The sequence below is a fragment of the Rhizobium sp. CRRU65 genome (assembly GCF_048551595.1).
In the GTDB taxonomy this organism is placed as follows: Bacteria; Pseudomonadota; Alphaproteobacteria; order Rhizobiales; family Rhizobiaceae; genus Rhizobium; species Rhizobium leguminosarum_J.
The window spans coordinates 184,680-209,199 of the sequence record NZ_JBLYZH010000015.1 but is presented as its reverse complement, the minus strand read 5'-3'; the positions used below and the strand labels follow the sequence as shown (position 1 = coordinate 209,199).

The window sequence follows — 24,520 nt, the reverse complement described above, 5'->3', positions numbered from 1 at the left end:
ATGGTCTTGACCAGGCTGAAGATCGTCATCCTTGCTCCCAACGTTGGCTTTGACCAGTGCGTCGAGAGGCGAGACTGTCGCATCTCTAACTGGCCCAACTGTCGCATTACTAAATAGCCCTTACACATATATATCGCATAAGATAGATTATGGAACGTGCAGCCTAATGAAATAGCCTCTCAGACCGCTGAAGATGCGGCTATCGCCGATTGGCGTTACGATTTAGATATCAATGTGTTCGCTGGCGAAGTTACGATTTCGGTAGAGTATGAATTCGAGATTTCCCGATGTACAACTGTCGAGATGTCTTGCCTGAGGCTGCGCGTCCAATTCGGCATTACACACATCAGGTTTGATTGAGAACAGTCAGCATGCCTCCGAAATCGATCAAGGAACCCTTCTCTTGCAAGAGCACAATCCGGGACTCCACCAGTTCCTTTAACTGACTACTCGTTGACTTGAACCCAAGCCCGCGCGCGACCGCATTCACCGCCTGATCTACGGTGGCCCCGAGGCTCGTTCTGATGACTGTGATAAGCCCTTCGTCAATTTCCATCGGCGGCAGCATTTCGATCCGACGCAGGCTGAGAGACGTGACGCCGCTACGATCTCTGAGCGTGATGTCCTTGTCCGGCCAAAGCAGAAACCCTCCGTCGCGCACGATCTCCTGAGAATTCTGGGCGATCGTGATCGCCGCGCCGACATGGGCATCGATCCGGTTTCCCGCCCGCTGAAGACCCCAGGCCGACCTGATGCGGGTGACGACCTCGTCCTGATGCACTGGTCCTTCTGCTCCGACCGTTTGCTTTACCAGCGCGATCACCACGCCGATCGGCGCTTCGTGAAGTTCGCCTACGATATTCGGTCGCAGCACGGCCTCCTGATACAAGGTTGCGCTCGAAATTTCGTCGACGATAACCGGCTGCAGACCAATCTCTGTAACGTCCGCACGTTCGATAGTGACGACCTCGACCGGTACCGCTCGCCTCGACAGGTGTTCCTCTGTTCCCGACCTGACGTCGGCCTTGGCCCGCTCGATGGCGGCAACGAGGCGTTCAAGTTCCGCTTTGGGCCTTTGGAACCAGTCTGCACTCCAGATGCGATAGATATTCCAGCCATGATCCTCGAGGACCGCCTGTCGAAGCCGGTCTCGGTCACGAGCCGAACGCGAGTCATGGTATGCGGCGCCGTCGCATTCGATCCCCAGAATATATCTGCCCGGTATCTGCTCGTCGGCCACCGCCAGATCTATGAAGAACCCGGCGATTCCAACCTGCGGATGGACCTGATAGCCCCTCTCCTTAAGCGCAGCCATGACCTGTTCTTCAAAGACGCTGTCCATGCCACGGTCGGTGCGCTGGGTCATCGAAAGCCTGCCCGTCCGAGCGTAATGGAGAAACAGTTTGAATGCGAAGACGCCTTTGCCTTTTCCACGTTCGAGATCGATGTCCTCGTCGGTGATCGAAGCGTATACCTCGCAGCGCCGCTTCGCGCGGCTGATAAGAACATTGAGACGACGTTCGCCTCCCTCGGCTCCCAACGGCCCGAAGCGCATGCTCATTGGCGCGCCACTTGGCCCCTTGGCATAGGCGACGGAAATGAGGATGACGTCGCGCTCGTCGCCCTGAACGTTTTCAAGGTTCTTGATGAAGAAAGGCTCGCTCGGATGCGAGTGGAAGAACTCCTCGGTTTCTGGGTTGAGGCGTCGCAGCAGTTCCAACTGGTCCTGGATCTCTCGACGCTGCTTGATGGAGAATGCCGCGACGCCGAGCGACAGGCTCGGCGATTGAAGCGCATGCCGTATGATCGCTTCGGCGACGACCTTAGCCTCTACCTTGTTGACGCCATCCTCGAAGACGCCGCCAGGCACATGCTGAAAGCGGAGGCCCATGCCCGCCTCGGCCGTATAAGGACTCGGTACAATGAAAAGCTTGTTATCATAGAACTGGCTGTTTGAGACCGCGATCAGAGACTGATGGCGGCTTCGGTAGTGCCATCGGAGCATCTTTTCCGGAAGGCCTCGGGCGGAAAAGAGTCCCAGGATACTTTCAATATCTGACACCTGAGCGCCGTCCTGGGCGTCGTCGTCATCCGACGTGCTGGAGGTCATTTTCGAGAAGAAACGGGTCGGCGGCAACTGACGCTCGTCCCCAACCACGACCACCTGTTTAGCGCGGGCTACCGCTCCCAACGCGTCTACCGGCTGAATTTGACTGGCTTCGTCCATGACGAGGAGATCGAACTGCAGAAGACCGGGCGGCAGGAACTGTGCTATGGAAAGCGGGCTCATCATGAAGACTGGCTTAAGGGCCTGTATCGCTACGGACGCGCGCTGCATGAGCTGGCGGATCGGCATGTGACCGCGACGGCGCGCCATCTCTCCCCTAAGGACTCCGACAGGACCGATCCCACTGACGGCAGGAATTCGTTTGTGGTGAGCGCGGACGACCTCAAGACGGGATAGCGCCATTCTGCTCCGGTCCAATGTCGCGAATTCGTTCACGAGTCGCCCGTGCACCTCGCCGTCGAAACGAGATAATTCGGGGTCGGCGGAATGCTGATGTCTGAGGATCCCTTCGTAGATCGCCATCTCCACATATGGCACGACGTCATCCGGCTTCACCCGCCCATCTTCGAGGCGTTCAACAACAAGACCGACGCCGGCGTTCGCAGCGTCTTCCGCTCTTCCGCGATAGGCGGCCCATTTGGATAGGTGCTCCTCGGTCTCGACCCATTTCGCGAGCTTTTGCGCGACCGTCGCAAGCTCCGTCTGTCCGATTTCGTGCGCGCCGAACACAATCGACACATCCGCCTTCAGGAAGCCGAGCAAAGCTTGGAGATCGTGTTGAAGGATCGCTCCTCTCGCCAATGCATCGCGAGCTTTCACAGCCACCGCGGGGCGGTCGGATACGCGCGAGCTTAGCAGGCGGATGTCGGAGTTGTGTGAAATCCACTCAGTCGTGCGAGACAGCAGCGACCAGTCCGACTCCGTCCCCTTCCAAAGCGGACCGAAGGAAGCCCGGCCGAGGGAGTCCAGCCGCTCCAGCGTGGATTTCAGGCCGCGCGCCAATGCGAGCAGCTTCAATAGCGCAAGACGGTGTGCGTTGGTTTCCGGAACAGAGCGGACCAGCGTCAGGAAGACCTTGTGGGCATCGGCGATTTCGCGGGCGAATTGCGATGTCTGTGTAAGCGAGACGCCATCTGGGCCTGGAGCGTCCGAAAACAAAACTGACGCCTTCTCACCAAGATCCTTCCATAGACTGAGCAGAAGACGTCGCGACTCGTCCAGCAGCGCCCTCACCTGCTCACAACGGCCCGCTACCGACGTCCTGTCGGAGAGACGGCCGGCTATCAACCGTGCTTCGACACCGACACCGCGCAGGCTTCGCATCCAAAGTACGAGGTTTTCAAGCGGCTTCGGGTCCGACTTTTCTCCGCGCCAGTCCGCTCCGAAAGCAGATCTGCCGAGGCTGTCGCCGTCCTTGATCGCAGCGCGGGCGCTCTTGCCCTTCTGAAGAAGATCAAGGATTCGAACAGTTTCGTCGGGCGAAGTCTCGTTGGGCATCACGCTGCGCAGAAGCGCCTTTGCCTTGCGCCACTCACCGCTCATGAACCTGAAGAGACGCTTGCCATGGACGGCGACCGCTGCCCGCACCTGCATAAGGTCGATATCCCAGGCCTGCTCAGAGATCTTGCCTTCAAGCTCGGCACGAATACGCCGAAAGTCTCCCACGGCCTCAGCGAGATCGGAGGCCTGGTCAAGGCCTCGTTCCCAGATGGCGGCAACGAAGGCGTCGGGGCTCGCGTCCGGGGCTTCGGCTACGCGCTGTCCGATGACGATGAGCCGATCAATCGATGCCAAGGTCGGAGAAGCATTGACGCCGAGCAGGGTACGCAACGCGCCCGCGCCCGCCAGGAAGCGCGGCAGCACAGACGCAAGCTGTTCGATCGTGGCAAACCCGCTTTGTGAGAAGTCTGCAGAAAGACGGACGAATTGCGTGGCAATCGGCTCCGGATCAGATTCCCATGCGGACGGCGTCATGCGGGCCGCGACTTCGGCCGCGTATGTCGAGAATTCGGCGCCGCCAACGACAAGATCGCGTACCCGATCCAGTTCGGTCGCCCATGCGTCGTTTGCCAATGCCTCCGAAGATATCTCCGAAGGACACGAGGCGACCCTTTCCGCGGTCGACGCGATGTCCATAAAGTTTGCCAGCGAGTGAGGCGATGATAGTTCGAGCGTCTGCGATACGTCATCCATCTGGCTGCGCAATTCAGCCAGTTCCGTGGCCGCCGTTTTCAATCTCGTCGTCAGACGTTCAAGATCGAGCGGGGTAACTCCGGTAAGCCCGACGCCGTACCACGGATGGTGCTTTGGCAGGCCGATGTCCTTGATGCGTTCAGCAAGTTCCGTCAGCAGCGCCTTCGCCCGCTCGCGCACCTCTGGCGTCCAGTCCGCAGCAACCGGCAGCTCGATATCCGATGGAGCCATGCCCTCGCGACGCAGCCTTGCAAGGTGTCCCATGACTTGGAACGGGGAAAGCGAGTAGGGTTGATACACGCGGTGAATGCGTGCCGGATGGGCGTTAAGTAAATCGCGTGCGTCCGTGAGGCGCTGGTCGAGCGCACTGCCGGATTCCCCTTTGGGCGTGCCGAGCTCCCAAGTATGCTGCAGCTCTGCGAGGACGGCGCGCTTGTTCGCCTTGTTACTATGGAGTTCGAGGCAGGCTTCACCGACGCTCGCCTGGTCAAGGCGTCGTTTCACGACCTCGAGCGCCGCCATCTTTTCGGCTACGAACAGCACCGTCTTGCCGTCGGCGACCGCCGACGCGATAATGTTGGCGATTGTCTGGGATTTTCCCGTGCCCGGCGGGCCTTGAATGACGAGGTCCCTCCCTCGCCTGACTTCGTGGATCGCGGCCGTCTGCGAACTGTCGGCATCGACGATATGCGTCATCTCGGAAGGCGAAATGTGCTCGTCGATCTTGACGTCCTCGCCAAGCAGCTGTTCGCCGCCCTCGAAGCCATCGGAAACCAAACCGGTGATGAGTGGCAGCTCGGTGAACTTGGCATCCTTAGGCCAGAGCGTGGGATCAAGGTCTCTGTACATGAGGAATTTGGCGAAGCTGAAGAAACCGAGCACGATGTCGTCGGGTTGGACGGACCAGTTTGGCTTCATCGAGATGCACGCCGCCACCTTCGCGGCGTAGTCCTCGAATGTGAAGTCGTCGCTCGCCTCGAACGCCGGCATTGAGATCTGATGGACACGGTCGAGAAAGGCCTCGAGGGAGAGGTTTGAAGCGAGGTCCTCCTGGCGTGCTCGAAGCTTGAAGCGCTCGGCTGCGCTGCCACGCTCCAACGACACCGGCACGAGGATGAGCGGTGCGTAGCGGACGTTCTCCGCATTGTTGGGATCGATCCACTTCAGAGTGCCCAGCCCGAGGAACAGGATATTCACCCCCTGCTCTTCCTCTAATGTCCGGGCATCGAAGTAAAGGTCCAGCAGACGCTTCTGGAGAGCATTTGGCGTCATGCGGGTCTGGAGCTTGGTGTCGCCATGACGGACAAGCCGACCGTCGCCGTCGCGCTCATCATCGTCCGGGAGCGCGAGTTCGATCAGTTCGTCACCGTCGCCGTCATCCTTGGATTCCCGCCCCTTCGCCCCCGCCAGGAAAGTCATGGTCCTTCCATCGGTCACAAGGATCCGAAACACTTCGGACGACTTCTCGTCGACAACGTCGATGGTTTTCGCACTTTTCGAAAAGCGGGGAACGTTCAAAAGGCGGTTGCGCGCAGAAAGGTCAAGTAGTTCGGTTCTGGCCTTTTCGATCTTGGCTTCTACGGACAGATTACTTTGAAAGATAGACGTTTCATTTTGCTCAGATGCGCCGTCTGCCATGTCGATCATATTCTCGCTCCCTGCTAACCTTTAGATGCAGTAAATTGATCAATCAGTCTAGCAGGACGTGTAGTCATGTTAGGTCAGTTGGCTCTTCCCGGAGAGCGATTCGTGCGGCCGGTGCCGCCGGTTGGCAGCAATGTTCGGGCGGCGAACGACATTGGAATGGACTCCCGGACGCTCCCTGCTGGCGCTGGCGGCGCGCAGTATGGGCGGACCGCTGATGCGGCGAGCCGCCAGGAGGCCACTCTCGGAAGTTTGAGACCAGACCTATGTGTTGCTTTGACGGGATTTGATGGAAAGCAAGCACGTGGGGCTCGCCGCGGCTATTCCTCAAGTGTCGAGATGACTTTCGATGGTCTTTGCAGCTCCGAGGCGGCGGCGGTTGCCACTGCATCGGCGGGACCGCCGGAAACATGAACGGTCGGCGTTGCAAACTGGATGCCTTTTTCCGCGAATGTCTTCTTGAGCATGGCAAGGGCCTTTCGGCGAACGCCGAACTGTTCGCCGGGTTTCGTCATGAACTTCAGCCGTATCTGCACACCATAATCCGCCATCTGCTCGATCCCTTGCATTTTCAAGGGCTCGATGATGTTGGGCCCGAGCTCGGCATCCTCCAGAAGCTCAACGCCGATGCGCTTGATGGTCTTGCGCACCTCCTCGAGGTCGCTGTCATAGTTCAGGGTGAGCGTAATGATGTCGATGACCCAGTCGCGGCTCAGGTTTTGCACCGCGCCGAGTTCGCCGAAGGGAACGATGGTGACCGGGCCGCGGTGATGGCGCAAGCGGATCGATCGCAGCGAGAAACCTTCGACCGTCCCCTTATATTTCGCCGCCTGGATGTATTCGCCGATGCGAAAGGCATCGTCGAACAGATAGAAGACGCCGGAGATGATGTCCTTGACGAGTGTTTGGGCACCGAAGCCGACGGCTATGCCGACGACCCCGGCGCCCGCCAGCAGCGGTCCGATCTGAATGCCAACGGCATCCAGGATCATCAGGAAGCCGACAGCGCCGATCGCCAGGAACAGCACATTGCGAAGAATGGGAAGGAGGGTATTCAACCGCTGACGCCGACGCGCGTCGGGGCCATCCTGATGTCCCCCCTGCTCGCTTCGCGATGCCACCGCCATCTGGCTGTCGATCAACGTGCTTGCGAGCTTCCAGATTACGTCGGTCACCAGCAGCACGATAACGATGCGGATTCCTGCGCGGATCAAACGCGTGGTCACCGTTTCGGCTGCGGCGAGATCACTGAGATTGACATTCCACGCGCGGGCAATGAGCAGCGCGGCGACCACGATGAGGCCGTTCCGCAGCGTTTGCATGATGACAACAGACCATCCGACGATGGCCGGATCCTCGACCGCCTGCCCCTCCCCGGATTGAATAATGCGCCGAATGATATCACGAGCCACCGCAACGGTAAGAGGCAGAAGCGTAATGATGACCACCGTCCAGAATGCCCCGTGGAGCCCGGACACCCATAACAGCCACGATACTATGATGCTCACGCTGAAGCCGACACAGACCAGCCGGCTCACCGGCGGCCCGTCGGAACGAAAGTGCCGCAGCCAGATCATAACGATCAGAGCGATTGAAACGACACCGAGCCATGCTGCGGTAAAGAGGTCGACCAAGATGGGTGAAGCCCCGATCGTCCCGATCACTTCAATGGTGGCCCAGCCAGCCGCCAGCACAGCGACGATTCCGAGGAGCCAGTAGTACCAGAACCAGGCAAGTGAGGTGACCAACGTCAGAAGCCGCATATGCGGCAGACGGGCCCCTGGCGCGATGACAATACGGCCCACGAGCACGCCAAGGCGCACCATCAGCGCGGCTGATAGCAGGATGAGGGCGATATCGCGAAACACGGCAGGCCATGGAAAGAGCATAAACGCGCCGAGACTTCCGATCAGGTAACCGACCAATGCCAGAAGACCCATTGAAAGCCGGGCGGCGTGGAGCCTGATCCGCTGCCGGACTGTGTCGGCAGGCGCGTTCAGCACGAAATGGAGCAGCCCTCGCCCTGACCACCAGGCAAGGCGCTGCGCAACGAACCCGCCTGCGACGAAGAGTATGACCGCCAAGATCAGGCCGACCGGTTCGATACGATCATCCGTTTGGAAGACCCGGATCGCCGACTGGATCTGCCCGGGAAGGGTCGGAACGGCACCGACGAGTGTAAGCAACCTCTGGCGCAAATCCTGTAGTGACGTTGCAATCGACGTCGGTGCCGCCTCTTGCGAGACTGCAACCGGCTGCACCGGTTCCTGGTTGCTCGGAACGATCCGATTGACCAGCGCTCGTCCGGAATCATCATTCGGCAACTCGATAATAACCCGGATCGGCGCCGAGGAATTGGTCGGCTCAGCCGCCGATGCGGGGTTTGCACTCGCGAGCAGAAGCGTTGAAAATACCACCGTCAGGAATGCGCACACTCCTCGGCGGGGATGACGGTCGTCGTTGATGCGCATATAGCCGTGGTCCCCGCGACGGTGTCGTCGCTTTTGCTGGGTTGGTCGAAACTTCGGACTTTGTGAAGCGTTGCACGACCAACGTCAATCGACGAACCCGTCTGGCGGACGCAGACTGCGAACCAAGGGCCGGACGGCTTTAAGACCGCAAGCTTCTGAAGGCCTCCCTGATCTCCTGACTGAAGAGTTCTGGCTCCTCCCAGGCGGCAAAGTGACCACCCTTGGAAGCGCGATTGTAGTAGATGAGCGTCGGATAGGCTTTCGACAGCCAATGCCTTGGCGGCTTGTAGACCTCGCCGGGGAACACTGTGACGGCGACCGGGACTTTGACGGCCGTAAGCTTGGCGCCCGACATGACGTTTTCCCAATAGATCCGACCGCTGGAGGGGCCGGTATTCGTCAGCCAGTACAGCGTGATGTTGTCGAGGATCGCATCCTCGCCAAGAGCCTGTTCGGGATCGCCGCGTGTATACACCCAGTCGGCGATCTTGTCGTAAAGCCAGGCGGCGAGGCCGACTGGAGAATCCGAAATGCCGTAACCGATCGTCTCCGGCCGTGTGCTCATGATCGCTGCGTAGCCGAAGCCGTTGTTGAGGAAGTCCCGAGCCTCGTCGAAGACGACCTTCTCATCCTGAGACAAGCTATCGGGAGCTGGCCCTCCATTTTTGAGAGCCTGCGCTGCGTCCGCTGGAAACGTCGTGGCGCGTTCGACCCTGTTGACGTGGATTGCGAGCAGCCCATCCGGCGCCTGGCGACCCAAGGCGTCGCTGATGATCGCGCCCCAGTCGCCGCCTTGCGAGACATAGCGGTCATAGTTCAGTCGCTTCATCAGCACGTCCCAGGCAGCCGCTATCCGCTGGGGGTTCCAACCTGTTGCTGGTGGTTTGCCGGAGAAGCCGAATCCTGGAATCGAAGGGATCACCAGATGGAAGGCATCCTCAGCCGTGCCGCCATGCGCCGTCGGATCCGTGAGCGGCCCGATGACATTAAGCAGCTCGAAGACCGAACCTGGCCAACCGTGGGTCATGATCAGCGGCAGCGCGTTTTCATGACGGGAACGGACATGGATGAAATGGATGTCCAGTCCGTCGACAGTGGTGAGAAACTGCGGAAATGTGTTCAATCTGCTCTCCGCCTTCCGCCAGTCGTAGGACGACTGCCAGCAGCGCACCAGTTCCTTCAGCCTGTCGGGCTGCACCCCCTGCGAGCGATCCATGACGGTTTCGCCGTCGGGCCACCGGGTCGCGGCAAGACGCCGCCTGAGGTCTGTAAGCGCCGCCTCGGAGACATCAACCTTGAACGGTCGGATCTCCTCGGACGCGACAACGACATCAGCGGCGTCGGACGCGCGCGGAAGGAGAACAGCGGTTATGCCGGCCGCGGCAAAGCCTGACAGCAGCGAGCGGCGCGATACGTCGCGGTGTTTCAAAACGTTCAGCATTGCCATGATGCCGTGTCCTTTCGTGATATCGAGGAGGGGAAAACGATGGCCCTGCCCCGCTTCAATGCCGAAAACGTCAGGCAGCGTCGGCGCCGGAACGAAAGATCAGAAACTTGTTGCCTTCCGGATCGCGAAAATATGCGCAGTAAGGACCCGCACCGTTCTCGCCACGCGGACCAGGAGCCCCTTCGTCCGAGCCGCCCCCTGCCAATGCCGTTGCATGGGCTTCGTCGACCTTTGAACGGGACGGAGCTTCGAAAGCAACCATTCCACCGTTGCCGACGGTGGCAGGGCGGCCATCGAACGGCTTGATGATGCCGAATTCGAGCGTGCGATGACCGTAGTAGATGGCTCGGTTAGGCTGGACGAGGACTCGTCCGATCCCGAACACGGCCAGAAGTCTGTCGTAGAATACCGACGCGGCATCCAGATCATTCGTGCCGACAGTGGCGTGGCCAGGGAGGCTGCGGACCTTGTCGGGGTCGGCTGCCAGCTGTCTGCTTTGGGTAATGTCGTTCATATCAGTTCTTCCTTATATTGTCGCGGCCGACGCTCTGCCTTCCGCACGCAAACGCCAACGAGCTGTCTCAAATCGGCGGCTGGTGAATATTTGGGCGGGTCGACGGCCGGCCGGCACCTCGGGAAAGTGAGAGGCACCCTCTCGTTCAGATGTCAGCCTTGGGCAGCGGGTTGCAGCGCTGCCGCCGTCGAGAGGGTTCCTCTCGCTTTCTCCGGCTACCGCGAGCTGACGCCGTGCCCAATTATTTGTGGAGACAGCCGGCTCTTTGGGCTTTGGCTGATCGTCGTTCAGAAAGGACATCCTATGTCTAGGGACAAAACCGTAAATGCTGCCTCAGTCGCGACAACTCCGTCTTCCCACACGCCTGAAGCCTTCGCTTTTACGCAAGCCGCGCGCGACGCCGTCGGCTTCATCGAGATCAATGAGATCCTGACGCTGAGGAGGATGGTTGTCCGCACCGCCTCTCCAAAAGGTACCGTGCTTTTCCTGCATGGATTTCCGGAAACACTGACGGTGTGGAAGGACATCGCGACAACGCTTGCTCTCGACTACGACGTCCATGCCTTCGATTGGCCGGGCTACGGGCAGTCGTCGCGCCCGGCTTCGGGACGGTTTTCCTATGCGCCGAGGGCGTACGCCCAGGTGTTGAAGGCCTATATCGAACGGGCAGGCATCGATCGGTCGAACCTCTTGATCTACGCGACTGACATCGGTGCCCTGCCCGTCCTGCTGCTTGCTCTCGACGAGCCGACGATCGCCAGGCAGATCATCGTCGGAGACTTCGCGCCGTTCGATCGGCCGCAATACATGTGGGAGAACCTGCAGAACCTCAAAGCCGAGCCGACCGCTTCGCCGACCCGTGCCTACATGAATAAGACCAGCGACGAGATCCTCGAGAACGTGCACAGGCGCGGCCTCTCACCCGCTGAACAATTCGATCTGCCGATCGACGTCCAGCAGGACATGACCCGTTCGTGGAGCCTTGACGGGATGACTTCAGCGGATGCCTTCGCTCATTACTACGCGAATTTCACCCGCGATCAGCACTATCTCGAGGCCAACCTCACCCGGCTGAAGACGCCCGTGAAGGTGATCTGGGGCGAGAAGGACATCTATATCAGCAGCGAGATGGGCATCGAGTTCGCTGGCAAAATCGGTGCACAACTCGACGTCCTGCCAGGCATCGGCCACTTTCCGCATCTTCAGGCTTCGAAACAAACGGTTGAAGAAATCCGTACATCATTCAGATAATGTTTGTTATTTTTGATGACGCGCGCAGCCGCGGCAATGCCCAGTCGACGAAAGCCCGTACCTTCAAGGCGAGAATCCCCTGGCGGGCGTAGACGATATGAATAGGCTGCGGCGCACCGTCGAAATCGCGGAGGATGGGAACAAGCGTGCCGGACGCCAGCTCGTCGGGAACCTGATAGTCGAATAGCCGCGCGATCCCCGCCCCGCCGATGGCCGCCGCAACACAGTTCGCCGCCGTATTCACCTCGAGCCGGTTGCGGGGCACCGCCTCAATCGGCGTGCCGTCGACGTCGAAGGTCCAGAAGAATGTCCGCTTGTTGAAGATGATCCCGTCGCGATCGATGAGATCGCCGGGACGCTCCGGCATGCCATGCCGCTCGAGATAGGCAGGGCTCGCGCAGGTCATCAGACGGAATTCCCCGACCTTGGCGGCATGGAGCGAGCTGTCGGCGAGGTTGCCGAGACGGATCGCGATATCCACCTGCTCGGCCACGAGATCGACCGTGCGGTCGAGCGACAGTAGGTTCAGCGATACCTCGGGATATTTGTCCATGAAGCTCAGAGCAACGGGCAGGACGTAGCGGCTCCCGTATTCGACCGGCATCGTGATCGTCAGCACGCCTCTGGGTGTCTGGTATTCCCCGGACGCCCTTCGCTCGGCCTCCTCCAGATCCGCCATGATCTTTCGGGCGGCGTCGACATAGTCGCGCCCCGCATCGGTAAGCTGAAGATTACGGCTGGTGCGAACGATGAGGTTCGCCCCAAGATGGCGTTCAAGTTCGGCCACCTTGCGACTGACGCTGGGTAAAGGCGCGTTGAGCTTCCTGCTGCCGGCCGAGATGCTTCCGGCGTCGACGACGGCCAGCAACATGCGCATCGCTTCGAGACGATCCATCGGACACCGCCAATACCGCTTATGTGCAACCCAGCCTAAGGCTAGGCTTTAGAACATGATGCCAAAAAGTGTGCGCGTTTTCGAACGGCATCATGCTCTAACTCTCAGATTTAGAACAGGATTCAAATTTTAGGTCGACCGGCCCAAAATCATCCTGTTCTAGTCAAGCAGCTTGCGTATGGCCATGATCCCCTTTGCGGCATCCGACCAGGATTGACGCCAGATCAAAATGCCGACGCTCAGGATGGTCGCAACAGCGAAGGGGATTGGCCCGAGAAACCAGAAGGCGGCTGCGAAGGTGAAGTAATAAGACCGGACGCCGACACTGAACGATCGAAGCGCCGGGTTCAAAACCAGGGTCAGGGCGTTCGTCCAGCCGGCGATGTCCCTCTCTTCATCGCGGGATGGGCTGGCCCCGATCGCCGCCAGGCAGTAGTTGATCTGCCGGACCGCCCAGATGAAATCGGATAAGCCCCGCAGCAGCGTCGCTATGATCAGGAGGACCTTGCATTGGAAAAACCACGCCGGGTCCTGGGCCGCAAACATCGCGATCAAGCCACCACCCGATCCGTAGTTCGGCTCCATGAATAGCGCGCCGCTGAGCCCGACGATGACGATGAGATTGGCGGAGCCGAAGAAGGACGCCGAATTGATCGTGTGCCCAAGGATCGCGGCATCACCGATGAAGTTGTTGTCGCGCGTCAGAACCTCCCGCATCCAGGCGGCGCGAATGCGCACCATGTCAACGGAAAGGCTGTCGTTCTTCCTCGGCCACCCCGCTGCCATCAAAGGCTCGACCGCCACCCAGACGAGAAGGAAGAAAACGATCGCCGCGATGTTCAGAAAATCCATGGTGCCCCCGAACCGAATGTGGATTTTTTCTGAACAGTACTTCGAGCTAACGGCAGCTCCAAGCGTCTATCGCCGCTTTACCCTTCAGATCGACACGTCTATGTTCGCGCGTCATGGTCCATCGCGGACTGCCGCGAGGTAACGGGACATCGTCGCAGCACGAAGCCGAATGTGCTCGATCGCCTGTTGCGGCGTCACGGCCAGGAAACCGACGTGGTCGCGTGGGCGCAGTTGGACGAAAGCGTCCAGATCCGAATCCACCACCGTGGCGATCTTGGGATAGCCTCCGGTCGTCTGGTGATCGGCCAGCAGAATGGTGGCGACGCCGTCTCCGGCCACCTGCACCGAACCCCGCACGATCGCTTCCGACGGCATGTCCAGCGCAGCACTTGGTGCAAGCGACGGACCTTGGAGGCGTACGCCCATGCGGTCATAGGCGTCGCTCAGGCGGAAAGGCGATGAAAGGAAATTCGACAAGGTTTCTTTCGAGAAGAACCGATCCTGTGGACCGACCACCACACGCAGCTCGGATCGCGGTCTTGCGATGACCGGACATGTGATCGGACCATTTCGATCATCCCGCACGTCCGGATCGGCGAGAGTGACCGTCTGACCGGCTGCAAGGCGCCCTCCGCCGAGGCCGGAAAGACTGTGAGTCGACATGCTGCCCAGCCAGGTCTTCGCCTCGATATGACCGGCGAAGGCCAGATACGTCCAGCTTCCCCAATGTCCCGGGCGGATTGCCAGCCGCTCCCCGGCCCTCAGCGTGGCGACCATCCATGCGCCGCGCTTGTCGCCGGCATGCTCTACGATGAAGCCTCCTCCGGCGACGGCAAACGTAACGTCTCCCGACAGGCAGTCGAGAACCAGGCCGCCCATGGAGACTTCGATTGCGGGCTGACCGGCAGGATTGCCGACGGCGACGTTAGCGGCGGCAAACGAGATCCTGTCCATCGGACCAGAGGGCGGAACGCCGTAACGCATCAATCCGTGGCGTCCTCCGTCCTGGACCGCGACGTGAGGACCCGCGAAGTTGATTGCAAGGACGGCTTGGCTCATGCAAGGCACCTCGCGTCGAATTCGGTCCTCGATATGCGGCGGAAACGCACCGTGTCGCCGACGTCGAAAAGGAACGGACGGTCGTTGGACGCGGCATCGAGGATCTTCGTCGGCGAGCGGCCGATGATCCACCAGCCGGCCGGCATGGTGAGCGTGCTGACCAGGCACTGCGGACCGGCGATTAGCACGCTTCCGGCGGCGATGCCGCGAATAGGCGCCGGCTTCCTCGGCTGCTGAATGGCTTTGGGCACGCCTGCAAGGTAAGCGTATCCCGGAGCGAAGCCGTACATGAAGACGCTGTAGTCGCCGGAGAGATGGGCGGATATAACGTCTTCCGGCGATAATCCGCTTGCCTCGGCGATGGAGGCAAGATCGGGCGCAAGATCAGGATCGTAGCAAACTTCGACTTCGCGCATCGCTCCAATCGTCTCTGGAACCTCGGCCCCCAGAAGCTCGGCAATGGCCACCTCCGTCGTCCGGTGATCGGCCATAAGCGGATCGAAGCATACGAGAATGCTGGCATAGGCCGGGACAGCTTCGACGAATCCTTCAAAGGGTGCCGCCTTCAAGGCGGCATCCAACTTGACGACCTGATCGTGGATCCGCTTATCGATGGTCGCGCCAAATTCGACGAGCAACGCGTGCCCGCCCACCGGGCGGTAGTTCGGAACGCTGCCGGACGATGCGGAGGGGTCCTGTGACACGTCAGTCGGCGCCTTCGATCAGAATGAAGTCCGCATCTGCGGCCGGCGCGCAGGTCCCATAGGCGTCCGGATCGGTAACGGTAACCTGGGCGACGAGGTTGCCTTTGGCCATCACCTGTTTTCCTGTGTCGGTTGGAGGAATGGTGCCACCTCGATGCCTGCCTTCTGCAATTCCCGGCGTACGTGGACAGCCATGGCAAGTGCTCCTGGGCTGTCCCCATGAACGCAAATCGAGTGCGCATTAAGAGGGATCGGAACGCCGTCGACCGTCGGCATGAGGCCGCTGGACAGGTATCCGATCAATCTCGCTGCCGCCTTTGCGGGATCATCGATCATCGCTCCCGGCAAGTTGCGCGGAACGAGCCGACCCGTGGATAGGTAGCCGCGGTCGGCAAAAATCTCGCTAAAGACGGTCATCCCGGCATCGCGGGCCGCATGCTGCAGCTCTGTCCCGGAGATCGCCAGTATGGCAAGTTCCGGCGAGACCGCTCGGGTTGCGCGGATGATGGCGTCGGCGACCGGCCGTTCGTCGGCCGCCCAATTGGCGAGTGCGCCGTGCGGTTTGATGTAACGGACGCGGGCGCCCGCCAGGGCTGCAGCTCCCATCAGCGCCCCTGTCTGCGTTGCGACAAGCTGCTCCACTTCCCGGATGCTCAAGGGGATCAGCCGTCGTCCGAAACCCTCGCGATCTGCAAAGCCCGGATGGGCTCCGGCGACGACACCCCGCTCGCTTGCGAGGGCAAGCGTCTCCACCATGGTCGCTGGATCCCCGGCATGCCCGCCACATGCGATGTTCGCACTGGTGACGACTTCAAGGATCGCCTTGTCATCGCCCATGCGCCAAGGTCCAAACGCCTCCCCCAGATCAGAATTGAGATCGATTTTCGTCATGATTTCCGTCAACCCTTCGCGCTGGTCTTGTCAGCTTCGTCGCATGCTGGAACGTCGAAGCCGAGGTGGAGCACACCTTCGCCGTGCGCGTCAAGAAAACGACGCTGCTGGCCGCGCGCCACGAGCATGTTTGGCGGTCTGGGCTCCAAATGTCCTTGCAGTTGCGTCCGATGGAAACGCGGCTAAGATCGGGAATGAATGGTCGACCGCCCTGTCATTGATCGAGCGCGTCGGTTTCTCTCAAGAACCGGGGGACCTAGCCACCCGGCGGCATTGGCGTGCAGACCGGGGATACGAAATGAGTCTTGTCAACAGAGCTTTGGGAACGTCCGAATTTTCCTTTACCGACGAGCCGGGCATTTTCACCTGGGAGCTGGCGACCGACAAGGTTTATGCGGATTCGGCGCTGGCAAACCTCTTTGGGCTTGATCCCGAAGAGACTCTCACGGGGCTGCCGGTCATAAGATACCTCGACCGGATTCATCCGGACGACAAGCCATCTGTCGCCAAGGCGATTTCAGAATCGGTGATCACCGGAAATCCGTATCGCTGTGATTATCGGGTATTTGATCGAAGCGGGCAAATAGTCGCCGTGGCGGCCTTGGGCCGCTGCTTCAGGGATGAAGCCGGAAACCCGTCGCAATATGCGGGCATCGTATTTCCGACGAATGATCACGGGGAGAAAGACGAATTGTCCGCTCACTGCAATGCGGCACTGAAAATTGCGCGGTCATCCGGTCTGCAGACGACGGCCGATGCGCTTGAAGCGATTCTCAAAGAGCTTGCCAAGCCGATGCCTTCAGACGTCGCGCAGGTTCATTGATTCCTTCCAAAGCGTTGATTGTGGCATCAGACTTTCGATGATGGCGATATTGCTACTATCGGCAACGCGCCGCGCGCACCGCAGTTAGTGGCAAAGGACAGTGGGCATTTCGAGGCGTGTCAACAGCGATCGTGTGATCCCTCCCAAGATGAATTCGCGCAGCCTCGAATGGCCGTATGCGCCGGCGACCAGCAAATCTGCCTTGCGTTCCAGGGCTGCGCCTTGAATGACGCTGGCCGGTGAGTCTCCCTTCGCTTGCACTGCTGCGATTTCGACAGCAAGACCAGCCTTCCGAAGCGCAGCCGCAAGGTGATCTCGACTGCGCTCGTCAATCTGCTTGTCATCGGTGACGGAAATCAGGACGACACGCGAAACCCGTTCAAGCAAGAACCTGGCACCCGCCAGTGCCCGCGCGACAGTGGCTCCTCCATCCCAGGCGACGGCGACAGCATCGATCCGGTTGCAGAAATTGTCTGCGGGAAAAAGCAGGAGGGGTCGTCCGCTTTCAAACAGTACGCTCTCGATCAGCGGTCTCATCAGTTCAGATGCTTCCAAAATGGAAAGATCGTATGCGCGCGACAGCACGGCAAGAGTTTGTGCGACAAACGGCTGCCTGACATCGAATGGCTGGATCTCGACCTCGACCTCGGCTTTTTTCGCATAATCACGGAGCGTCTGCCCGAGAACGGTTCCATTGTCTTTACTCAAGCGCTCCGCCTCCGCACGCATTTTGTCGACGTCAAGGAGTGATGGAAATCGCGGCTGAACGGGTTCGATCCTGATCTGCGGTATACTTGCCGTTAAACCGGCCTTTTGGTGAAGGGAAACATCGACAGCATTCTGAAGGAGCGAGAAGGAGCTTGCGTCTGGATAGGTGGCCAGCGGTAAATGGAATTGCGCTTTCATGGCTGAAGTCCTCCCAATGGTTGGAGGTATCATAGCGTAAAGGTGTCTCCCGCGCCTTGATGAAGATCAAGGTCGTTCCACCGCGAAAGCGCGAGCGTGATATTGAACGTCCTCATGAGGAAGGAAGCGGAATTCATAGGGCGAAGCGGCAAAGATCTATGCTAAGCGATGAAGTGCGATCAGCGATTGAATATCAGCACTTCGCGGAGCAGACCCGTCCGGACGCCGCCGGGCAGCAGCTTGCGGATGAACAGCAATGGCATATACGGCGCAGCTGCCTTCGATGAAACGGCCGGCGCGCCTGGACCCATCGGATGATGACATCATTGGTGACGACAGAAGCATTCCAGCGCCTCAGTCTGGCGCTTGCAATCGGCATTCTTGTCGGTATTGAGCGCGGCTGGCAGGATCGTGAGGCTGCTCCGGGCAAAAGAGTAGCCGGTATCCGCACCTATGGCCTGTCAAGTTTCCTCGGCGGCTTCTGCGGTTTTCTGCAGCCTCTGACAGGGCCGATTCTGCCGACAGCCATCTTTATATTCTTTTGCATCACCGTTCTCCTCTTCAGCCTCATGCAGGCGGCACAAGAAGAGGATTACAGCGCCACCGGCACCATTGCGGCCCTGGCGGTTTTTGCGTTGGGCTTTGGCGCGGTCGTGGCGGATATGACGGTAACGGCCGCAAGCGCTGTGGCCATAACGGCCCTTCTTGCAGCGCGGGAGCCGTTGCATGGATTTCTTCGCCGTTTGACCTGGCTTGAACTCAGGGCCGCTCTGATCCTTTTGACGATGACCATCGTCATCCTCCCTATCCTTCCCAATAGGCCGATTGATCCTTGGCAGATAATCAATCCTTTCGAGCTTTGGATGATGACAATCCTGGTGGGAGCCGTTTCCTTTGCCGGTTATATCCTCATCAGGCTGAGCGGCGCCCGCGCCGGAATACTGCTGACGGGGGCCAGCGGCGGCATCGTTTCCTCGACGGCCTTGACGCTTTCCTTCGCCCGTCAGTCGAAGCAGATGCCTGGCCTCTCGCCACTCCTCTCAGCGGGAGCAATGCTGGCGGGAGCCGTTTCTCTCGCCCGCGTGCTTTTGATTTGCGGCGTCATAGCACCGGCAGTTTTCAGGGAGCTTGCTCCATCACTCGCTCCGGCTGCTGCCACCCTCGCCATAGCAGGCGGCTTTGCCGCATTGCTGCAACGCCCGGATGACAGCACCGATTTTTCACCCCGAAACCCGCTCGAGGTGATGGTCGTGCTGCGCTTCGCACTCGTTCTCGCCGTCGTGACAGTCCTGACGCGAATGACCTTGATCGGCTTTGGAACTCAGTCGCTGATCGCCCTTGCATTTATCACAGGACTGGGCGATCTCGATGCGATAACGCTTGCTGTTGCGAAACTGTCATCCGTCCAGCTGCCTGCAGACGAGGCCGCTCGAGCCATAGCGGTCGCCGCTTTCGCCAATCTTCTCGCGAAAACCGTTCTTGCAGCGAGTATGGGGAGCATCGCTTATGCGGTTCGTTTTGCGATCGCAGGTAGTGTCGCGACCTTGGCCGGAGTTGCCGGCTTGGTTTTGGCATGAGCGCATCGGTGTCTGGAACGATATTCGTCCGCATCAGGCAGTCACCATCAACGATCGTCACCGCGGTCTCGCCTCGGAGAAATGACCGGCAAATCCCGCAAGCATGGCCCCGAGCGGAAGACGCCGAACCAGCCTGGCTGCAATGAAGGTTGCGCCGATCGCCGCGGTAAGTTTCAGCCAAGGATATTCGCCGAGCTGGACATGGGCACTTGCATCGACCGATGTGGCTTTGGCTTTGAGCGCCGCTTCGGCATCCTCGCGCAGCGCGCCGATGCGGGCATTCAGCAGCCTGACCTCATGTTGCAGGGCGTTCAGGCTCTCGTCGGCCTTTTCACGCGCAGTTTGCTCAGCGGCGTCGGCGAAGGGTGGATCGCCTTCCGCGATCAGTTCGTCGGGGTCAGGCGCAAGGCCGTGGCGGTTGATGGATGATTGCATCGACGTATCCTCGAATAGGTGAGCGAGAGATGAGGCCCGGCGTTGCGGCCGGGCCTCATGATTTCAATGGTCGCGCCGGAAACCCTGGCTCTGGTGAGATCCACCTTGCGATTGGGTTTGGGACTGGTCTTGACATTGGCGATTGGTTTCGTCCGATGACGTGGTGCCAGGCTCGGGGAAGGTATAGGCACGCACCTTGGCGCTTCCATGCGCGGTGTCCCGCATTGCCACCGGGCGCGCATCGTCAAATGCGCTCTCGGACACGGCGAGGTTTTCCGAGGCTTTGCCGCCCTGCGCCGATCCGACAAACCCGGTATTGGATGCTCCTTGCTGTCTGCCCTCCAACGACCAGAGATCAGCGCGTTCATCCATGTCGATGCTCCCCTCGTCGTCCAGAATATCGTGGACGGTCTCGTAGAGCGCGTCATCAATATCATTGACCTGGACGAGGAAGCCGCCTCGTCGCAGGCCTTCTGCAAAGACCGCGCGATCCTCGTCGGGGAAGAAGAAGTCCGCCAGCGCGTCGAAGAAGCCGCTGCGGTCTTCGCTCGTTGCGCCGGCATTTTTTCCATCCGCCTCATATCCGGGCATCAGCCTTATTCTCGCAACCGGCACGCCTGCGTCCTCGAGACGGGAGACGGCGGATTCGGCCTCCGATCGGTTATCGAAAAATGCGGCAAGGCTGCTGCCGCCTGTCGGGCCTGAAAAGGCCGGGTTGGTATCGTTGTAAATGGTGCCCATGGGACTCTCCTCTCGATGTGCAGATCCAGCCGCCAATACGAAATTCGGCCGGGCGTCTGGCTTCCTGACTTGAAGAACCGGTGGCTGAGTTGAATGTTCCAAGGGAATGGCGATGCTCCGCCGTATCGCCCGCTGTTTCATTGCCGCCTGCCATTTCGGCGCGCAGAGTCGCAAATTGCGCCGCTCGCGAAATCCCTCAGCGGTTGACGGAAAACCTTCGAGACGCTAGCACGGCTTTGATGCATTGGGGATAATTCACATGGACATCTTTACCGCGGCCGGTCTGACGGCTTTGCTGCAGGTCATCGCTATCGACCTCGTTCTCGCCGGCGACAATGCCGTGGTTATCGGTCTTGCCGCTGCCGGCCTCGAGGCCACGCAACGCCGCAAGGCGATCATCGTCGGCATTGTGGCCGCGACCGTTCTGCGTATTCTCTTTGCCAGCGTCGCGGTCTATCTGCTGGCGATCGTCGGCCTGCTGCTGGCAGGCGGCCTGCTGCTGCTCTGGGTCTGCTGGAAGATGTGGCGCGAGCTTCGCGCCGGCCATGGCGAGAACCACGAGGCGGCAGGTGCCGAAGGCGCGCCGAAAAAGACCTTCTTTCAGGCGGCGACCCAGATCGTCATCGCCGACGTCTCGATGTCGCTCGACAACGTGCTCGCCGTTGCCGGTGCAGCGCGCGAACACCCGAGCGTACTGGTCATCGGTCTTGCCCTGTCGATCGCGCTGATGGGTATCGCCGCAAACCTGATCGCCCGCCTGCTCACCAACCATCGTTGGATCGCCTATGTCGGTCTGCTGATCATCCTCTATGTCTCGCTCGACATGATCCACCGCGGCAGCGTCGAAGTGCTGCCTTACGTGCAAGCGAGCGGGTTCAAGCTTTAAACCTGACCTCGGTCTCGAAGCTCATCTGGTCATACGCCGGCACCACATGGTCCGGCGTCTCGGCCATCACTACGTCGTAGTCGAGCGGCGTGTGCATATGGGTGAGGATCGCCTGTTTCGGCTTCAGCCGGCCGATCCAGTCGAGCGACTGTTCCAGCGACAGATGGCTCGGATGGTAGGTATATTGCAGCGCGTCGATGATCAGCACGTCGAGGTTCTGAAGCTTCTCGACGGTCTGCGGCGGGAAATCGCTGATATCGCTGCAATAAGCCACATCGCCGATCCGGAAGCCGAGCGAGTGGATGTCGCCATGCTGCTGGATATGGGGATGGAAAGCGATCGTGCCTCCGGGACCGTGAATTTCCAAGGGCGCGTCGAGGTTTTCGATGACGATCGGCAGCACGATCGGCGGGTAATTGCTGCCCGGCGGCGTTGCCAGGCAGTAGCCGAAGGCTTCCCGCAGCCTGTCCATGGTAAATTGGTCGGCAAAGATCGGCACCCGGCGGCGGGTATTGTGAAAATAGCCGCGCAGATCGTCGATGCCATGAATATGATCGGCATGCGGATGGCTGTAGAGCACGGCATCGACATGGTCGGCCCCTGACCTGATCATCTGCTCGCGAAAATCCGGCCCGGTGTCGATGACGACGGTGGTGACACCGCCATCGGGTGCGAATTGCTGCACCATGAAGGCTGCGCGCGTGCGCCGGTTCTTCGGATTGTCGGGATTGCAGGCGCCCCAGTCGCCGGTGATGCGGGGCACGCCCGGTGACGACGAACAGCCGAGAATGGTGAAACGCCGCCGGTAGAGCACGCCGCTAGATCCTCGGCATCTTCGAGAACAGGCGGAAAGCGTTCTCCGTCGTGATCCGCGCGACCTCTTCGGTGGAAAGGCCGATCGTATCGGCGAGCACCTCGGCCGTGTTGACGACATAGGACGGCTCGTTGCGCTTGCCGCGCCAGCGCTTCGGCGCCAGATAGGGCGCGTCCGTTTCCACAAGCAGCCGCTCATGCGGGATCGTCCTGGCGATCTCGCGCAGCTCTTCCGACTTCGGGAAGGTCAGGATGCCCGAGAAGGAGATATAGCCGCCGAGCGCGACGCCGGTCTTGGCCAGCTCCGGTCCTGCGGAAAAGCAGTGGAGAATGAAGGGGAAGGCCCCCTTCCCGCTTTCCTCGGTCAATATGGCAGCCATGTCCTCGTCGGCGCTGCGGCTGTGGATGACGAGCGGCAGCTGGGTCTCGCGCGCCGCCGCAATATGCCGGCGAAAGCCGGTCTGCTGATCCTCGGGCTTCTGCGTGTCGTAGAAATAGTCGAGGCCGGCCTCGCCGATCGCCACCACCTTCTTATGGGCATTGGCGAGACGCACCAGGTCTTCCGTCTCAATATCCAGCTCTTCGTCGGCATTGTTCGGATGCGTGCCGACCGAGCAGAACACCGAAGGATATTTCTCTGTGATGGCAAGCAGCGTCTCGAGCTTACGCACCCGCGTCGAGATCGTCACCATCTGCGCAACACCGGCCTGATGGGCGCGCGCGACAATCTCGTCCCGCTCCGCCTCGAAGTCGGCGAAATCAAGATGGCAGTGCGTGTCGATTAGCACGGCCTCAAGCCTCCGGAGCCACGTAGCGCGGGAAGACCGGCGTCGGCGCTTCGAGGGTCGTTCCGGCAGTGAGACGGCCGGCTTCGCCGAGGGCAGCAAAATCGCGCTTGTCTGCAGGTGCCGCGACCAGATCGAGCAGCTTGCCTGATGAATCCGGCATGAAGGGTTGCAGCAGGATGGCAATCTGGCGCACGACTTCGGCGGTCACATAGAGCACCGTGCCCATACGCTCCGGATCGGTCTTCTTCAGCGCCCACGGCGCCTGGCCGGCGAAATAACGGTCGGTCTCGGAGACGACCGAAATGATCGAGGCGAGAGCCCGGTGGATCTGCTGCTTACCCATTTCCTCGCGGGTCGATGCATGCAGCGCGTCGACCTCAGCCAGCATGGCCTTGTCCTCATCGCTGAGCGCCCCGCATTCAGGGATCTTGCCATCGCAGTTCTTGACGATCATCGACAGCGAGCGGCTGGCGAGATTGCCGATACCGTTGGCGAGATCGGAATTGATGCGCGTGCCGATCGCCTCTTCGCTGTAGCTGCCGTCCTGGCCGAAGGAGACTTCGCGCAGGAAGAAATAGCGCACCTGGTCGAGGCCGAAATGGTTCACCAGATTGACCGGATCGACGACGTTGCCGAGCGACTTCGACATCTTCTCGCCCTTGTTGAGCAGGAAGCCGTGGGCAAAGACCCGCTTCGGCAGCGGCAGCTTCGCCGACATCAGGAAGGCCGGCCAGTAGACGGCGTGGAAGCGGATGATGTCCTTGCCGATGATGTGCACATCGGCCGGCCAGTATTTCGCCCGCGGGCCGTTCTTGTCCTCGATATAGCCGGTCGCGGTGATGTAGTTGGTCAGTGCGTCGACCCAGACATACATCACGTGGGCGGGATCGTCCGGCACCTTGATGCCCCAGTCGAAGGTCGTGCGCGAGACCGAGAGGTCCTTGAGGCCCGACTTGACGAAGGAGATCACCTCGTTGCGACGCTCGGCCGGACCGATGAAATCAGGGTTTGCCTCGTAATGCGCAAGCAGCTTCTCCTGGTATTCGGAGAGCTTGAAGAAATAGCTTGCCTCTTCCACCCATTCGACGGGCGTGCCCTGCGGCCCGTAACGCACGCCGTCGGCGCGCAGCTCGGTCTCGTTTTCCTGGTAGTAGGCCTCGTCGCGCACCGAATACCAGCCGGCATAGCTGTCCTTGTAGATGTCGCCATTGTCGGCCATCAGCTTCCAGATGTTGCGCGACGTCTCGTGATGGCGCTCCTGCGTGGTGCGGATGAAATCATCGTTGGAAGCGTTGAGCAGCGTCGCCATCGCCTGGAATTCGCCGGAGTTGCGGTCGGCGAGCGCCTGCGCGGTGATGCCCTCGGCGCGCGCCGTCTGCTGCATCTTCTGGCCGTGTTCGTCGGTGCCCGTCAGGAAGAACACATCCTTGCCATCCAGGCGCTGGTAGCGCGCCATCGCATCGGTCGCGATCAGCTCATAGGCATGGCCGATATGCGGCTTGCCGTTAGGGTAGGAAATCGCGGTGGTGATGTAGAAGGGTGTCTTGTCTGTCATGGCGGCC

General features: G+C 60.2%; 19 protein-coding genes. 4 read left to right on the top strand and 15 right to left on the bottom strand.

What is annotated here, in order from left to right:
- Window positions 1-346: 346 nt before the first annotated feature.
- The 4 genes from ACM5SV_RS26990 to ACM5SV_RS26975 form a co-directional block, all read right to left on the bottom strand.
- The gene (locus ACM5SV_RS26990) at window positions 347-5,908 is read right to left on the bottom strand and encodes a DUF3320 domain-containing protein (RefSeq protein ID WP_222017143.1); all 5,562 of its coding nucleotides are present in this window, start codon (window positions 5,906-5,908) and stop codon (window positions 347-349) included.
- 317 nt (window positions 5,909-6,225) lie between these two features.
- Window positions 6,226-8,376: a mechanosensitive ion channel family protein gene (locus ACM5SV_RS26985; RefSeq protein ID WP_222017145.1), complete on the bottom strand. Its 2,151-nt coding sequence runs from the start codon at window positions 8,374-8,376 to the stop codon at window positions 6,226-6,228.
- A gap of 139 nt (window positions 8,377-8,515) precedes the next feature.
- On the bottom strand, window positions 8,516-9,823 hold the full coding sequence (locus ACM5SV_RS26980) for an epoxide hydrolase family protein (protein WP_113545074.1): 1,308 nt from the start codon (window positions 9,821-9,823) through the stop codon (window positions 8,516-8,518).
- 70 nt (window positions 9,824-9,893) lie between these two features.
- Window positions 9,894-10,337 (bottom strand): VOC family protein, encoded by a 444-nt coding sequence (locus ACM5SV_RS26975; protein WP_012757481.1) that lies wholly within the window; start codon window positions 10,335-10,337, stop codon window positions 9,894-9,896.
- Window positions 10,338-10,640: 303 nt separating this feature from the next.
- Here ACM5SV_RS26975 and ACM5SV_RS26970 point away from each other — a divergent pair, with 303 nt between their 5' ends.
- Entirely contained in the window at window positions 10,641-11,588 is a 948-nt protein-coding gene (locus ACM5SV_RS26970; protein ID WP_222017147.1) for an alpha/beta fold hydrolase, read from the top strand.
- Here ACM5SV_RS26970 and ACM5SV_RS26965 read toward each other — a convergent pair.
- The 5 genes from ACM5SV_RS26965 to ACM5SV_RS26945 all read right to left on the bottom strand — a co-directional run bounded on the left by ACM5SV_RS26965 (window position 11,581) and on the right by ACM5SV_RS26945 (window position 15,989).
- Entirely contained in the window at window positions 11,581-12,483 is a 903-nt protein-coding gene (locus ACM5SV_RS26965; protein WP_222017149.1) for a LysR family transcriptional regulator, read from the bottom strand. The genes ACM5SV_RS26970 and ACM5SV_RS26965 overlap by 8 nt on opposite strands.
- Window positions 12,484-12,642: 159 nt before the next feature.
- Entirely contained in the window at window positions 12,643-13,335 is a 693-nt protein-coding gene (locus ACM5SV_RS26960; protein ID WP_017994095.1) for a DUF599 domain-containing protein, read from the bottom strand.
- A gap of 111 nt (window positions 13,336-13,446) precedes the next feature.
- Window positions 13,447-14,403: a biotin-dependent carboxyltransferase family protein gene (locus ACM5SV_RS26955; RefSeq protein ID WP_113545071.1), complete on the bottom strand. Its 957-nt coding sequence runs from the start codon at window positions 14,401-14,403 to the stop codon at window positions 13,447-13,449.
- Complete coding sequence (locus ACM5SV_RS26950) at window positions 14,391-15,098, bottom strand: 5-oxoprolinase subunit B family protein (RefSeq protein WP_222017150.1); 708 nt, start codon at window positions 15,096-15,098, stop codon at window positions 14,391-14,393. The genes ACM5SV_RS26955 and ACM5SV_RS26950 overlap by 13 nt, the downstream gene beginning before the upstream one ends.
- 111 nt (window positions 15,099-15,209) lie before the next feature.
- Window positions 15,210-15,989 (bottom strand): LamB/YcsF family protein, encoded by a 780-nt coding sequence (locus ACM5SV_RS26945; protein ID WP_222017152.1) that lies wholly within the window; start codon window positions 15,987-15,989, stop codon window positions 15,210-15,212.
- A gap of 298 nt (window positions 15,990-16,287) precedes the next feature.
- On the opposite strand from ACM5SV_RS26945, the gene ACM5SV_RS26940 reads away from it, so the two are divergent.
- Window positions 16,288-16,812 carry a PAS domain-containing protein gene (locus ACM5SV_RS26940; protein ID WP_017994098.1) on the top strand — a complete coding sequence of 175 codons (525 nt, stop codon included), beginning with the start codon at window positions 16,288-16,290 and terminating at the stop codon, window positions 16,810-16,812.
- 84 nt (window positions 16,813-16,896) lie between these two features.
- Here ACM5SV_RS26940 and ACM5SV_RS26935 read toward each other — a convergent pair whose 3' ends face one another.
- A complete protein-coding gene (locus tag ACM5SV_RS26935; RefSeq protein WP_222017154.1) occupies window positions 16,897-17,718 on the bottom strand; it encodes a universal stress protein in 822 nt (273 codons plus the stop codon).
- Between the two features lie 314 nt (window positions 17,719-18,032).
- Here ACM5SV_RS26935 and ACM5SV_RS26930 point away from each other — a divergent pair, with 314 nt between their 5' ends.
- Complete coding sequence (locus ACM5SV_RS26930) at window positions 18,033-19,295, top strand: MgtC/SapB family protein (RefSeq protein WP_222017156.1); 1,263 nt, start codon at window positions 18,033-18,035, stop codon at window positions 19,293-19,295.
- A 57-nt stretch (window positions 19,296-19,352) separates the two neighbouring features.
- Here ACM5SV_RS26930 and ACM5SV_RS26925 read toward each other — a convergent pair whose 3' ends face one another.
- Window positions 19,353-19,730, bottom strand: coding sequence for a hypothetical protein (locus ACM5SV_RS26925; RefSeq protein WP_017994100.1), 378 nt, complete (start codon window positions 19,728-19,730; stop codon window positions 19,353-19,355).
- A gap of 63 nt (window positions 19,731-19,793) precedes the next feature.
- On the bottom strand, window positions 19,794-20,471 hold the full coding sequence (locus ACM5SV_RS26920) for a hypothetical protein (protein WP_017994101.1): 678 nt from the start codon (window positions 20,469-20,471) through the stop codon (window positions 19,794-19,796).
- Between the two features lie 259 nt (window positions 20,472-20,730).
- On the opposite strand from ACM5SV_RS26920, the gene ACM5SV_RS26915 reads away from it, so the two are divergent.
- Window positions 20,731-21,357, top strand: a complete 627-nt coding sequence (locus tag ACM5SV_RS26915; protein WP_012757495.1) for a TerC family protein — start codon at window positions 20,731-20,733, stop codon at window positions 21,355-21,357.
- Here ACM5SV_RS26915 and ACM5SV_RS26910 read toward each other — a convergent pair.
- From ACM5SV_RS26910 to metG, 3 genes are read right to left on the bottom strand one after another with little or no spacing between them, the layout of a single operon-like run.
- The gene (locus ACM5SV_RS26910; protein WP_017994102.1) at window positions 21,347-22,171 is read right to left on the bottom strand and encodes an MBL fold metallo-hydrolase; all 825 of its coding nucleotides are present in this window, start codon (window positions 22,169-22,171) and stop codon (window positions 21,347-21,349) included. The genes ACM5SV_RS26915 and ACM5SV_RS26910 overlap by 11 nt on opposite strands.
- 4 nt (window positions 22,172-22,175) lie before the next feature.
- A complete protein-coding gene (locus tag ACM5SV_RS26905; protein ID WP_113545067.1) occupies window positions 22,176-22,958 on the bottom strand; it encodes a TatD family hydrolase in 783 nt (260 codons plus the stop codon).
- Window positions 22,959-22,962: 4 nt separating this feature from the next.
- On the bottom strand, window positions 22,963-24,513 hold the full coding sequence (metG, locus tag ACM5SV_RS26900) for a methionine--tRNA ligase (protein WP_017994104.1): 1,551 nt from the start codon (window positions 24,511-24,513) through the stop codon (window positions 22,963-22,965).
- Between the last annotated feature and the right edge of the window lie 7 nt (window positions 24,514-24,520).

Bases quoted from the DNA above. Each gene is read 5' to 3' on its own strand.
- ACM5SV_RS26945 (WP_222017152.1), bottom strand. From the start codon at position 15,989: ATGACGAAAATCGATCTCAATTCTGATCTGGGGGAGGCGTTTGGACCT.
- ACM5SV_RS26925 (WP_017994100.1), bottom strand. From the start codon at position 19,730: ATGCAATCATCCATCAACCGCCACGGCCTTGCGCCTGACCCCGACGAA.
- ACM5SV_RS26960 (WP_017994095.1), bottom strand. From the start codon at position 13,335: ATGGATTTTCTGAACATCGCGGCGATCGTTTTCTTCCTTCTCGTCTGG.
- ACM5SV_RS26990 (WP_222017143.1), bottom strand. From the start codon at position 5,908: ATGATCGACATGGCAGACGGCGCATCTGAGCAAAATGAAACGTCTATC.
- ACM5SV_RS26940 (WP_017994098.1), top strand. From the start codon at position 16,288: ATGAGTCTTGTCAACAGAGCTTTGGGAACGTCCGAATTTTCCTTTACC.
- ACM5SV_RS26930 (WP_222017156.1), top strand. From the start codon at position 18,033: ATGATGACATCATTGGTGACGACAGAAGCATTCCAGCGCCTCAGTCTG.
- metG (WP_017994104.1), bottom strand. From the start codon at position 24,513: ATGACAGACAAGACACCCTTCTACATCACCACCGCGATTTCCTACCCT.
- ACM5SV_RS26975 (WP_012757481.1), bottom strand. From the start codon at position 10,337: ATGAACGACATTACCCAAAGCAGACAGCTGGCAGCCGACCCCGACAAG.
- ACM5SV_RS26920 (WP_017994101.1), bottom strand. From the start codon at position 20,471: ATGGGCACCATTTACAACGATACCAACCCGGCCTTTTCAGGCCCGACA.
- ACM5SV_RS26915 (WP_012757495.1), top strand. From the start codon at position 20,731: ATGGACATCTTTACCGCGGCCGGTCTGACGGCTTTGCTGCAGGTCATC.
- ACM5SV_RS26965 (WP_222017149.1), bottom strand. From the start codon at position 12,483: ATGGATCGTCTCGAAGCGATGCGCATGTTGCTGGCCGTCGTCGACGCC.
- ACM5SV_RS26985 (WP_222017145.1), bottom strand. From the start codon at position 8,376: ATGCGCATCAACGACGACCGTCATCCCCGCCGAGGAGTGTGCGCATTC.
- ACM5SV_RS26970 (WP_222017147.1), top strand. From the start codon at position 10,641: ATGTCTAGGGACAAAACCGTAAATGCTGCCTCAGTCGCGACAACTCCG.
- ACM5SV_RS26935 (WP_222017154.1), bottom strand. From the start codon at position 17,718: ATGAAAGCGCAATTCCATTTACCGCTGGCCACCTATCCAGACGCAAGC.
- ACM5SV_RS26980 (WP_113545074.1), bottom strand. From the start codon at position 9,823: ATGGCAATGCTGAACGTTTTGAAACACCGCGACGTATCGCGCCGCTCG.